Source organism: Scopulibacillus daqui, from assembly GCF_016908855.1.
In the GTDB taxonomy this organism is placed as follows: domain Bacteria; phylum Bacillota; class Bacilli; order Bacillales; family Sporolactobacillaceae; genus Scopulibacillus_A; species Scopulibacillus_A daqui.
On the sequence record NZ_JAFBER010000021.1, the window covers coordinates 37,639 to 49,093 of the forward strand.

Sequence of the window (11,455 nt, forward strand, 5' to 3'; positions counted from 1 at the left end):
TTTTGATGATCGCTCAAAAACAATGACGGCATCTATCCAAGTTGGAACTAACTCGATGCCTTAATGCCAAAGCATCGTTTCGCATTTTCGGTTGTCAGTTTCGCTAGCTCCTCATAAGACATCCCTTTTAATTCAGCAATTTTTTCAGCAACCAACTTGACCCGGGCAGGCTCATTTCTTTTGCCCCGGTAAGGATGAGGGCTTAGATAGGGGCAATCTGTTTCAATAAGCAGTTTATCATCAGGGACTTTGACTGCAACTTCTTTCGGAAGACTGGCATTTTTGAATGTAACGGGACCGCCGAATGAGATATAAAAATTCATGTCAAGGCATTGCTTGGCCGCTTCCCAGTCAGCGCTGAAACAATGCATAATACCGCCGACTTCTTCGGCGCCTTCTTCTTTTAGAATCTGAATAATATCATCTGTTGCCTCACGATTATGGATAATGATAGGCAACTGCACCCGCTTAGCCAAATCAATTTGCTTTCTAAAGACATCCTTTTGGATATCTTTAGGAGATTTGTCCCAATGATAATCCAGCCCCATTTCTCCGAGCGCTACAACTTTAGGATGCTTTGATAATTCTTCAATCCACTGCAAATCTTTATCTGTCATATCAACAGCGTCAACAGGATGCCAGCCTACAGCACCATAAATCGGCTCATATTCATCGATGATTTTAACGGCATCTGCAATGGTCGGCCGATCAAAACCAACCACCAGCATATTCGATACCCCTGCTTCTTCCGCTCTTGTTAAGACATCATTAAAATCATCTTTAAATTCTCTGGCATTAATATGCGTATGCGTATCAAAAAGCATAGACTTCCTCCTTGAACAAATAGGCTATTTCACTTTAGCGCCGTTCGGAACGGAGGCATCGATCGTTACCACTTTTAAGACGCCATTTTCCTCACCGGATAATATCATGCCTTCTGATATTTCCCCTCTTAATTTTACAGGCTTTAAGTTCGCTACAACGACGACCTTTTTACCGATTAATTCTTCAGGTTTATAGAATTTGGCAATGCCTGAAATAACTTGGCGTTTCTCGTATCCAAGATCCAATTGGAATTTCAATAACTTATCTGCCTTTTTCACTTTTTCTGCATGAAGAACTTCGGCTACACGAAGATCAACTTTTGAAAAATCATCGATATTGATCTGATCCGTTTTCTCTGCTTTTGAATGATCTTTTTTATTTTCTTCCGAGTCGTCCTTAAGCCCTTTCATCAAGCCGACAATGTGTTCGACTTCCTCTTCAACATCCAATCTTGGAAAAATCGGCTCACCTTTTGACACTTTCCAATTTCCTTCGCTTAAGGCAAACTTATGGACGTTATCCCAGTTTGCCAAGAATTCCTTGTCTATCCCCAATTGTTGAACAATTTTTTCCGGGGCTTCAGTTAAGAAAGGCTGGATCATCGTAGCAATGATTCTTAACGATTCAACAAGATGGGTCATAACAGATGCCAATTCATTGCGCTTTTCTTCGTCTTTAGCCAGCACCCATGGCTCTGTTTCATCTATATATTTATTTGTTCGGCTCACAAGCTGCCAAATCGTAGATAAAACAACAGAGAACTGTAAATTCTCCATTTCTTTTTCAACTTTTTCGCAGGTATCTTTAACAAAGCTCTCTAAGCTTTCATCATAAGCTGTCACATAGCCTTGGTAGGCAGGGACATGACCATCAAAATATTTATTAATCATCGCAACTGTTCGATTTAATAAATTCCCTAAGTCATTGGCCAGGTCGTAATTTATTCTCTCAACAAAGCCCTCAGGGGTGAAAACACCGTCCGAACCAAACGGCACTTCTCGGAGCAGATAATATCTAAGCGCATCCAATCCATAACGGTCAATAAGCGATTCAGGGTCAACGACATTGCCCTTCGACTTCGACATTTTACCGTCTTTCATTAACAGCCAGCCGTGAGCAAATACTTTTTTTGGCAATGGCAGATCCAAAGCCATTAAAATAATCGGCCAATAGATCGTATGGAACCTGACAATTTCTTTTCCTACTAAATGAACATCAGCCGGCCAAAATTTCTTGAATTTTTCATCATGGTCAGTTCCAAAGCCCAAAGCGGTGATATAATTAGAGAGCGCATCAATCCAAACATATACAACATGCTTTGGATTCCCGGGTACTTTAACTCCCCATTCAAATGCAGTCCTTGAAACAGCCAAATCCTCAAGTCCAGGTTTAATGAAATTATTAATCATTTCTTTTTTTCTGGATTCCGGCTGGATAAAATCAGGATGTTCCTCGTAGTACTTTAATAATCGATCGGCATACTTGCTCATTTTAAAGAAGTAGGATTCTTCTTTTACCCTTTCGACATGACCGCCGCAATCCGGACATTTGCCATCCTGAAGCTGTATTTCTGTAAAATAAGATTCACACGATGTACAATACCATCCTTCGTATTCTCCTAAATAAATATCCCCTTGATCCAACAGCTTCTTAAAGATCTTTTCGACAACTTTTTTATGGCGGTCCTCAGTAGTCCTAATAAAATCATCATTAGAAATGTCTAATTTACGCCACAGTGTTTGTATGCCTTCTGCCATTTTATCTACATAAGCTTGAGGAGAAACTCCCGCCGATTCAGCTTTTCGCTGAATTTTCTGCCCATGTTCATCAGTGCCGGTCAGATACATGACGTCGTAGCCCCGCAAACGCTTATAACGCGCCATAGCATCTCCCGCCGCTGTTGTATAAGCATGTCCAATATGTAACCTTCCGCTTGGATAATATATCGGTGTCGTTATATAAAATGATTGACGTTCTTCCACTATGCCTACCTCCTCAAATTATCAATCAACAACACGTCCGAGAGGCTCAAAAAAACCTCTATCTCTTTCACAAAACTATACTAATGAGCTTAGTGAATGTCAAGAATGGCAAGGTTTTGAGCTTATTGTCGAATATTGTCAATGCAGAAAAATCGATACTATTATAAAAATACCATTTAAACGTATGATAAATCCATTTTTTTAAATAGCTTTAAATTCATAAAAACTCCCATTTCATAGTTCTTATGGCTTATATTATAGAAATCTATAAAAAAATTGATCTAAACACATTGACGAGTTTCGGAAACACTGGTATTATAAGTAAAAATAAAATCTTGTCGAATTATGACGGACTTTATCATTCGGGAGGAGAATTCAGTATGAAATCAACAGGTATTGTTAGAAAGGTTGACGAACTTGGACGCGTTGTTATTCCGATTGAATTGCGCCGCACACTAGGAATCAATGAAAAAGACGCTTTAGAAATTTATGTTGACGATGATAAGATTGTTCTTAAAAAATATAAACCTAGCATGACTTGCCAAATTACTGGCGACACTGATGAAAATAACTTAAGTATCGACGGCGGCAAATTGATACTCAGCAAAGAAGGCGCTGAGCGCGTTCTTAAGGAAATTCAAGATTATCTTGAGAAATAAGGTGATGACTATGTCTTCACCTATTTTTTTATTCTTTTATACATGAAAGCAGGCGGCAAATCTGCACCGCCTGCTTTCATGTCCACCGCCGCAGCATTATTTATCAATATGATAAGCTTGGTACACTTCCCTTTTAGGCATTTCCCTTTCTTTAGCTACTCGTTTTATAGCTTCTTTGCTTGTTTCCTTCTTAACTTTTACGTAATAGTCAACATGCTCTTCGATACTTAAGTCCTTCCACCAAGCTTCATTCAATTGATGCGCTTCACTTTCCCCTTCTACAATCAAGCAGCATTCACCTTTTAATGTTTCATTGTCCAGCCATTCTTTAATTTCTTCAACACTGCCCCTTACAAATGTTTCATATTTCTTAGTTAATTCTCTGCAAAGCGCCATTTTTCTATTCCCGAGCACATTGAATATCATTTCTAAAGTATCTTTCACCCGGTGAGGCGATTCATAAAAAATGATGCTGTAAGGATTTTTTTCTAGATCAAGTAACGCTTTCTTCTTGTCTTTCTGATGCCTTGGCAAAAATCCATAAAATATAAAATGATCGGTGGGAACTCCCGATGCAATTAAACCTGTGATAGCAGCATTAGCCCCTGGCAAGGGAATAACGGGAATATGCTCACCGATGCATTGGACAACCAATTCATACCCCGGGTCAGAAATTGCCGGTGTACCCGCATCGGTGACTAATGCGATATCAGCGCCCTCTCTCAGTTCCTTAAGAAGCTTTTCCCCGCTTGTCTTTTTATTATGTTCGTGATAGCTCACTAGCGGCGCATGAATGCCAAAATGACTGCAAAGCTTCATTGTTTGCCTGGTGTCTTCTGCAGCAATCATGTCGACGGATTTTAAAATATTGAGTGTCCGAACTGTGATATCTTCTAAGTTGCCAATGGGTGTAGGCGCTAAATACAGTACGCCGCCTGCTCTGTCATCTTTAAAGCTTTGTTGAATCCACATTGTCTTTCTCTCCTCCTTCTACAAGTATTTTTTTCTCAGCTCTTGTTAGTTGCTTGATTGCATATTCACGTTTGAGCGCATCTGACTTGCTTTCATACTTTTCTTGATGCACCAATTTCAGCGGCCGTCTCGAACGTGTATATTTAGAAGCCTTGCCTTGTTCATGCATGGCCATTCTCCGATTAATATTCACAGTATAACCAGTATAATAACTGCCGTCAGCACATTCCAAAATATAAACAATATATTTACCTTCGCTCATATTCCAATACATCCTCAGTATAATGCCCTTGCTCGTCGTAAACGTATACAGGGGGCAAAATTTTCAAGCCTTCTTTGCCGTCCTTTGTACCTTCAATCAGTAAAATATTTGCCTCTTTCCCCTTTTTCGGATAAACAAATTGCACCCTTTTCGGCTCTAAGCGATGTTTGCGCATATACATCATAATGTCCATTAACCGATCAGGCCGATGAACAAAAGCCGCTTTTCCCTTTTGTTTCAACAGTTGGCTTGATACCGCAATGACATCTTCTAATGTAATAAATATTTCGTGACGAGCTATAGCCAAATGCTCATTCAAATTCCGATCACGCGCTTGATGCTTTGGAAAATAAGGAGGGTTGCAGGTTACGATATCATATTGGTGTTTTCCGAGCTTTTCCGGAGCTGTTTTAACATCATCACAAAGAAATGACACCTGCCGTTCCAAGCCGTTTAAAGCAGCGCTTCTTTTTGCCATCTCGTAAAGTCTTGGCTGAATTTCAATGCCGGTTATATGGCCTTTTGTACGTGTTGTAAGCATGAAAGGAATCGCGCCGTTCCCGGTGCATAAGTCAACTAATGAACCTTTTTGAATAGGTACGTATACAAATTTGGCTAACAACACAGCATCTAATGAAAATGCAAAAACATCTGGACTTTGAATGATTTTCAAATTAGTATCAAACAAATCATCTATTCGTTCATTTTTACCAAGAGTGACCATACGTTTCAATCATCCCTTTTAATTCTGTTCAGTTTTGATCAGCTTTAACGGCAAAAAAATTGCCTTTCCAATAGGAAAGGCCTACTTCTTATTTAGGAAGGATAAACAAAATAAGCAGTCTCCTTCTTTTCTAATACTGCCGTAGTGAAGATTACAGATATGAAACCCCTCTTGATACAAGCGGGCAAGGTTGTCATATCCTTCTCCGACATCAGGTTCCGCAACCTTATGATTAACTGATTTGCCTTTTTGCGATTCAGACTTCTTCTCTTTCTGCAATGTTTCAATATGACGCCGCAAGTTGCGGTTTTCTATCGTCAAATGCTGATTTTCTTCTAAGAACTCTGCTAATTGAGCCTTCAAGTCTCCAAGCTCACTGTATAAGTGACCAATCTGTTCTTCCAAACGCAATACTTGTGAAAAAATGTCTTTCTTCTCCAAGTTCATCCACCTCTTATTTAGTGGCTTGTGAAGAGACGGCACCTACTTCGATTAGCTCATCTAGTGTATACTCTATCACTTTTTGTTGTTCATCCAACTCAACTTGGACAAGCCGTTCCAAAATGTTAAGTCCAACGACGCGACCTTTGCCATAATTAACTACAATATTTTCGCCAATATCCGGGAGTTCTTGTTTCGCGGATTCATATTGATCGTTTTCGTACTTTAAGCAGCACATTAGTCGTCCGCAAACCCCGGAGATCTTAGCTGGATTTAATGAAAGATTTTGGTCTTTTGCCATTTTTATCGAAACGGGTTCAAAATCTCCTAAAAAGGTTGAGCAACATAGCATCCTGCCACACGGGCCGATCCCGCCAAGCATTTTAGCCTCATCTCTTACACCTATTTGCCTTAATTCTATTCTAGTCTTGAACACAGCAGCTAAATCTTTGACTAATTCTCTAAAGTCAACACGTCCATCAGCTGTGAAATAAAAAATAATTTTATTGCGATCAAAAGTGTATTCAACATCGACTAACTTCATATCTAATTGATGATCATTTATTTTTGCCAAACAAATGTCTAATGCTTCCTCAGCATCCGCACGGTTTTTCTCAACCTGAATTCTGTCTTCCTCAGTCGCTACACGAATGACTTTTTTCAAGGGAAGTACAACATCATCTTCATCTACTGACTTTTTCTCAATAACAGCTGTACCGTATTCAATCCCTCTGGTCGTTTCAACAATAACAGGAGCATCCTTTGGAATATCAAAATCACCAGGATCAAAATAGTATATTTTACCCGCTTTCTTAAAACGGACACCTACAATATCATACTGCATGATGCGATCCTCCTTGTAACCTGAGCACGAGCTGTTCCATAACGCTTTGCAGATTTACGTTTGCACTCAGACGTTTCTTTGCAGCTAATACGGCTGACATTTTCCCTGTAATCTGCTGCATCGAGGACTTTAACGCTTGATTCTTTAATATATCTATTTGATCAATGAACACAATATCCTTCTCATTTTCCAAATGAATGGCTAATATATCCCTAAGCCAGTAAAGAATAAAATCGAGTCCAATGTCCAGTTTATGGACTTCGTCAAAATGAGGAAAGAATTGATCATAAATCATTAATAAAGGTGAATGGGATTGTCCCATTGTACCTTCCATTAATTGTATCACTAGTTGTCTTGCCTTAGCAAACCATTCATCATGGCAATAATCGACAGCCTCATCTATATCATTAGTTACAGCAGCACTAAGTTTGGCCAGCGGCTCGCTGATATTTTGTTGAACAAGTTGTTCCGCAATCTGTGCCTCAGGCAACGGAATAAAGGTCAACGTTTGACAGCGGGATACAATGGTATCTAAAAGCTTATGGGCTTGTTCGGTAATTAATACAGCAATCGTTTGCGGAGAAGGCTCCTCTATAAATTTAAGAAGGCTGTTGGCGGCCTGAGCCGTCATTTTATCCGCCTCTTCAATAACAAAGAATTTCCTGATGGATTCTACACCCCTATAAGAAAATTCTTTGAGAAGGTTCGATACTTGCTCTTTTTTAATGGATTTTCCATCCGGCTTTACCCATACAAGGTCAGGATGATTGCCTGATAAAATCCGCCGGCAGTTGACGCATTCTTGACAAGGCTCAATCGTATCGTCATTTTTAGTTTGGCAAAAATACGCTTGGGCTAACAGGCTTGCCGCTTGCCGCTTGCCTGTTCCCTTTGGGCCTTCAAAGAGATAAGCATGGGCAAGCTGGTCCCTCCTTAATGCATTTGTTAAAATACGTGAAACTGTCTTTTGTTGTTTTGCAAGGTCATGAAATCCCATCCATATCACACTTTCAAATACATAAATTAATAAGCAATCCCTTAATTTCGCCAAGCTTTGCTAAGAGACTGATGCTGTCTGTATGTTTATTTAATACCTCATCAGTTAATTGGATTAATTTTTGATCGATTTTTTTCACCAGCGCCTGCCTGTGCGCTGACGATGGGTGCCAAGATTTGGATTGTTTCATTTCCAATCCTGACTGAAGCACTTCTTTAATCAATTGCTGAATATAACTTTTATACAATTGTACATCTTTTATGGTTTGCGAGACGGCTAACCGGTTAGCTTGTCCTTCTATTTTATTAAGAAGCTGCCCGAGGATTTCCTCTTGCAGCTTCCCTTGTTGTCTTTTTATATTTTGTTGAAACGACGTTTGGGTTTTGCCAGTCGCTTGCAGCTCTGGGTTTTTAAGAACATTCCTTATAAGCTGTTCTTTTGATACTTTAACCGACATATTTGACTCCTATTTATTTTTTTTAGGGCGCGAAAACTTCCTGAGCTAAATTTATTAGAATCGCTTAAACTCATCAACTGATAAAACAAACACCGTTGCACCGCCAACCTCAACTTCGACAGGATGCGGAATAAAAGAATCGGCATTGCCTCCCATTGGAGATACCGGAGCAACAAGCTGTTCACGGCTTTCGCAATTTTCCTTAATAATGTTTAAAAGGTCATCGACTTTGTTATCTTCAACCCCGATCAAAAAGGTTGTATTTCCTGACCTTAAAAATCCGCCCGTACTTGCAAGTTTTGTCGCTTTAAAACCAGCCTTTACAAGTGCTGATGACAGTCTATTGCTGTCTTTATCCTGTACTACCGCCATAATCAGTTTCATTTTCTCCTCACCTCTTATTTGAAATATCGGCCGTTAATCACTTGCATAACATCATTCTTAATATCTTCAAAAACTTGATCTTGGCTTCGGTCGCCATCTATAAAACAAATACGATGTTTATTTTCTCTATAAATATTCGAAAACCCTTCACGAACTTTACAATGGTATGCGTAGTGCCTTTGTTCTATTCGGTCCAATCCTTCTTCGTACTCAGTTTCAGCCCGCTCTAACATTCTATTTCGTGCATTTTCAGGTGAAATATCGAGTAAATACGTTCTGTCCGGGGTTAAGCCCTCCGTTGCAAATTCATTAATTGATTTAACTGTTTTTATTGGTATACCCAGTCCGTACCCTTGATAAGCTATTGATGCATCTACAAAGCGATCACATAAAACAATTTTTCCCGATTCAAGAGCGGGTTTAATTTTTTCTCTGACATGCTGCGCTCTCGAAGCTGCATAAAGTAATATCTCCGTTTCATCGGTTAATTCATTATATGCAGGGTTAAGAATAATTGAGCGAATATCATCACTGATTTTCGTACCGCCCGGTTCTCTCGTTAAAATATAAGGGATCTCTTTTTCCTTTAAATAATTTGCCAATTTTCGAATCTGAGTGGTCTTTCCTGATCCATCAGGACCCTCAAACGTAATAAATAAACCTTTCACTCATCATTCTCCTTTAAAAGAAGCCTCTTCATAAGTCGAACACGCTTATCTTTCCTTCTTGTACTGCTTTGCCGCTTTGAAAACGCGCGCCGGCATGCCGCCAGTATTGAATCATTTCAATTGATCTATCCGTCAATCTTTCACCTTTTAAAACAATCGGGATGCCCGGCGGGTAAGGAATAATATCTTCTGCAGAAATGCCGTTCTCCGCTTCCGTTATAGGCCGGTGGATGCTTGTTAAGTGTTGCATTTGATCATAATTTAAAGCCAATGACGCCATAGGTTCAGGCATACATTTCTTGCCGTTTGGCTGCCTTCTGCGGCTGGGCAAGTCGTTTAGGGCTTGCTTTATGATATGGGGCACCGTGGAATAAGCCAATTGATCACTAATGCCTAAGATCAATAGAACATGCATAGGGTCAGCAAGTTCTGGATAAATGCCATATGACATGAACCTTTTCTGAAGCATATATCCGGAAACATCAGAAGATGATTGCAGCAAAATTTTAAACGGATCCCTTTTATAACGGTATCCTTCTCCTGTAACGACATGTATTTGCGGTATTTCTTGCAATTGGCTTTCTAATTGTTTTATATGGGCTAATATCCTCTGCAGCATTCTTTCGGGAATACTCGCCATATAATGTCTAGCCAAATCTAGAGAGGCCATAATGGGATAAGAAGGGCTTGAAGACTGCAGCATGCTTAAATATTTTTCAACAGAATCTGTTAAGTCCCGGGCATCCCGATGGATATGTAGATATGATCCCATCGTCATAGCGGGAAGCGTTTTATGAGCAGAATGGACAACAATATCTGCCCCAAAAGTTAATGAACTTTCCGGCACGGGCTGTCCAAGCTTAAAATGGGCGCCATGCGCTTCGTCAACCAATACCCTTAGCCCCTTGTCTTTAGCCGTTTCGATCACTTCTTGACAGTCTTCTGCCGCCATTCCGTAATAGTTGGGATACGTTAAGATCAGCGCTTTGGCATCAGGATATTTATCAAGTGCCTCTAGCACAACTTTTTTAGTTATACCAACTGGAAGTTCCGTTTCTTCATCGATTACCGGTGATAGAAAAACGGGATTGGTTTGAGAGAGCTGGACAGCATTAAAAATAGACTTATGGGAATTCCGCTGAACAAGCACTCGATCTCCCGCACGGCATGTCGACAAAATCATTGTTAAATTGCCGACTGTTGAACCGTTGACAAGGAAGTAACTTTTTCCGGTTTGATAATAATCAGCCAGCAAATTCTGCGCCTCTAAAATTGGCCCCTGGGGTTGATATAAATCATCCAGCCCTTCTAGTTCGGTACTGTCTATTGATAATAATTTTTGAAAAGTGTCCTTGCCTTTTTTGGGAAAAACAATGCCATCCTTATGGCCCGGAACATGAAAAGACACTCGTTGTTTTTTCTGGTAACCAAGTAACGCGTCTAATAAGGGTGTTCTATTTTGATCCATTGTTCATCCTTAATATATCTAATCTTTAATATTTATATTTTATCATATGATAGAACATCCTTCACTTTATCTATGTACATGTTAAAAACAAAAACAGACACCCCTAAGAAGAATGCCTGCTTTCAACTGCATCTTTAAGCGTCAAGCTTAATTTCGATAATTTTTTTAAGATATATCGATATTTTATATCGCTAACATCTGTTTCTATTATATGTTTTTGGCAAGAATCACAGATTAATTGTTCACAAATATGAATCCCGCTTCTTTTTTGTTTTTCACATATAATACACGTTTCCCCCGCATGTTTGTTCGTTATTGCAGCCATGTCAATCCACCTCCAATAGTCATCCTTGCCCAACTTTTAAGAAAATATTCATGCTCCCTTTATTTATAAAAAGAATTTTTATATTATATGGAGTTTTTATGTTGTTCGTGTTTGTCAATAAAAAAAAGTTTGAAACCAAAAAAGGGCAGGTATATGATACCTGCCCTTTTTTGGCTGATGCCTGGCGGCGTCCTACTCTCACAGGGGGAAGCCCCCAATTACCATCGGCGCTGAAGAGCTTAACGACCGTGTTCGGGATGGGAACGGGTGTGACCTCTTCGCCATTGCCGCCAGACATGTTATGCAGTTGAAGATTGAACCTTCAAAACCAGTAGCGAATATAGACATGTGAATTTGGTTAAGTCCTCGACCGATTAGTATCTGTCAGCTCCACGTGTCACCACGCTTCCACCTCAGACCTATCAACCTCATCATCTATAAGGGGTC

14 protein-coding genes and 2 rRNA genes are annotated in these 11,455 nt (G+C 39.7%); 1 reads left to right on the forward strand and 15 read right to left on the reverse strand.

The window, feature by feature from the left end; genetic code table 11:
• Positions 1 to 47 precede the first annotated feature (47 nt).
• Positions 48 to 824, reverse strand: coding sequence for a TatD family hydrolase (locus JOD45_RS13125; RefSeq protein ID WP_205004354.1), 777 nt, complete (start codon positions 822 to 824; stop codon positions 48 to 50).
• 24 nt (positions 825 to 848) lie between these two features.
• Positions 849 to 2,810 carry a methionine--tRNA ligase gene (gene metG, locus JOD45_RS13130; RefSeq protein WP_205004371.1) on the reverse strand — a complete coding sequence of 654 codons (1,962 nt, stop codon included), beginning with the start codon at positions 2,808 to 2,810 and terminating at the stop codon, positions 849 to 851.
• Positions 2,811 to 3,187: 377 nt separating this feature from the next.
• Between metG and JOD45_RS13135 the strand changes: the two genes are divergently transcribed.
• On the forward strand, positions 3,188 to 3,466 hold the full coding sequence (locus JOD45_RS13135) for an AbrB/MazE/SpoVT family DNA-binding domain-containing protein (protein ID WP_205004355.1): 279 nt from the start codon (positions 3,188 to 3,190) through the stop codon (positions 3,464 to 3,466).
• A 96-nt stretch (positions 3,467 to 3,562) separates the two neighbouring features.
• On the opposite strand, the gene rsmI is transcribed toward JOD45_RS13135, so the two are convergent.
• The 13 genes from rsmI to JOD45_RS13200 all read right to left on the reverse strand — a co-directional run.
• Positions 3,563 to 4,438, reverse strand: coding sequence for a 16S rRNA (cytidine(1402)-2'-O)-methyltransferase (gene rsmI / locus JOD45_RS13140; protein ID WP_205004356.1), 876 nt, complete (start codon positions 4,436 to 4,438; stop codon positions 3,563 to 3,565).
• Positions 4,416 to 4,700, reverse strand: a complete 285-nt coding sequence (locus JOD45_RS13145; RefSeq protein ID WP_205004357.1) for a GIY-YIG nuclease family protein — start codon at positions 4,698 to 4,700, stop codon at positions 4,416 to 4,418. Before JOD45_RS13145 ends, rsmI begins: the two co-directional genes overlap by 23 nt.
• Positions 4,687 to 5,424, reverse strand: coding sequence for a tRNA1(Val) (adenine(37)-N6)-methyltransferase (locus JOD45_RS13150; RefSeq protein WP_205004358.1), 738 nt, complete (start codon positions 5,422 to 5,424; stop codon positions 4,687 to 4,689). Before JOD45_RS13150 ends, JOD45_RS13145 begins: the two co-directional genes overlap by 14 nt.
• An 81-nt stretch (positions 5,425 to 5,505) precedes the next feature.
• Positions 5,506 to 5,865: a DNA replication initiation control protein YabA gene (gene yabA, locus JOD45_RS13155; RefSeq protein ID WP_205004359.1), complete on the reverse strand. Its 360-nt coding sequence runs from the start codon at positions 5,863 to 5,865 to the stop codon at positions 5,506 to 5,508.
• Between the two features lie 13 nt (positions 5,866 to 5,878).
• Entirely contained in the window at positions 5,879 to 6,709 is an 831-nt protein-coding gene (locus JOD45_RS13160; RefSeq protein WP_205004360.1) for a PSP1 domain-containing protein, read from the reverse strand.
• Positions 6,699 to 7,706 (reverse strand): DNA polymerase III subunit delta', encoded by a 1,008-nt coding sequence (gene holB, locus JOD45_RS13165; protein WP_205004361.1) that lies wholly within the window; start codon positions 7,704 to 7,706, stop codon positions 6,699 to 6,701. The genes JOD45_RS13160 and holB overlap by 11 nt, the downstream gene beginning before the upstream one ends.
• A gap of 13 nt (positions 7,707 to 7,719) precedes the next feature.
• Positions 7,720 to 8,163, reverse strand: coding sequence for a YaaR family protein (locus tag JOD45_RS13170; protein ID WP_205004362.1), 444 nt, complete (start codon positions 8,161 to 8,163; stop codon positions 7,720 to 7,722).
• A gap of 54 nt (positions 8,164 to 8,217) precedes the next feature.
• Complete coding sequence (locus JOD45_RS13175; RefSeq protein ID WP_205004363.1) at positions 8,218 to 8,547, reverse strand: cyclic-di-AMP receptor; 330 nt, start codon at positions 8,545 to 8,547, stop codon at positions 8,218 to 8,220.
• A 14-nt stretch (positions 8,548 to 8,561) separates the two neighbouring features.
• On the reverse strand, positions 8,562 to 9,215 hold the full coding sequence (gene tmk, locus JOD45_RS13180; RefSeq protein WP_205004364.1) for a dTMP kinase: 654 nt from the start codon (positions 9,213 to 9,215) through the stop codon (positions 8,562 to 8,564).
• A gap of 28 nt (positions 9,216 to 9,243) precedes the next feature.
• A complete protein-coding gene (locus JOD45_RS13185; RefSeq protein WP_205004365.1) occupies positions 9,244 to 10,683 on the reverse strand; it encodes an aminotransferase class I/II-fold pyridoxal phosphate-dependent enzyme in 1,440 nt (479 codons plus the stop codon).
• A gap of 103 nt (positions 10,684 to 10,786) precedes the next feature.
• On the reverse strand, positions 10,787 to 11,008 hold the full coding sequence (locus tag JOD45_RS13190) for a sigma factor G inhibitor Gin (RefSeq protein WP_205004366.1): 222 nt from the start codon (positions 11,006 to 11,008) through the stop codon (positions 10,787 to 10,789).
• Between the two features lie 179 nt (positions 11,009 to 11,187).
• Positions 11,188 to 11,303 (reverse strand): 5S ribosomal RNA (rrf, locus tag JOD45_RS13195).
• Between the two features lie 59 nt (positions 11,304 to 11,362).
• A 23S ribosomal RNA gene (locus JOD45_RS13200) occupies positions 11,363 to 11,455 on the reverse strand; the annotation flags it as partial.

Bases quoted from the DNA above. Each gene is read 5' to 3' on its own strand.
- JOD45_RS13185 (WP_205004365.1), bottom strand. From the start codon at position 10,683: ATGGATCAAAATAGAACACCCTTATTAGACGCGTTACTTGGTTACCAG.
- JOD45_RS13190 (WP_205004366.1), bottom strand. From the start codon at position 11,008: ATGGCTGCAATAACGAACAAACATGCGGGGGAAACGTGTATTATATGT.
- rsmI (WP_205004356.1), bottom strand. From the start codon at position 4,438: ATGTGGATTCAACAAAGCTTTAAAGATGACAGAGCAGGCGGCGTACTG.
- JOD45_RS13125 (WP_205004354.1), bottom strand. From the start codon at position 824: ATGCTTTTTGATACGCATACGCATATTAATGCCAGAGAATTTAAAGAT.
- JOD45_RS13170 (WP_205004362.1), bottom strand. From the start codon at position 8,163: ATGTCGGTTAAAGTATCAAAAGAACAGCTTATAAGGAATGTTCTTAAA.
- JOD45_RS13160 (WP_205004360.1), bottom strand. From the start codon at position 6,709: ATGCAGTATGATATTGTAGGTGTCCGTTTTAAGAAAGCGGGTAAAATA.
- JOD45_RS13150 (WP_205004358.1), bottom strand. From the start codon at position 5,424: ATGGTCACTCTTGGTAAAAATGAACGAATAGATGATTTGTTTGATACT.
- JOD45_RS13175 (WP_205004363.1), bottom strand. From the start codon at position 8,547: ATGAAACTGATTATGGCGGTAGTACAGGATAAAGACAGCAATAGACTG.
- JOD45_RS13135 (WP_205004355.1), top strand. From the start codon at position 3,188: ATGAAATCAACAGGTATTGTTAGAAAGGTTGACGAACTTGGACGCGTT.
- JOD45_RS13145 (WP_205004357.1), bottom strand. From the start codon at position 4,700: ATGAGCGAAGGTAAATATATTGTTTATATTTTGGAATGTGCTGACGGC.
- holB (WP_205004361.1), bottom strand. From the start codon at position 7,706: ATGGGATTTCATGACCTTGCAAAACAACAAAAGACAGTTTCACGTATT.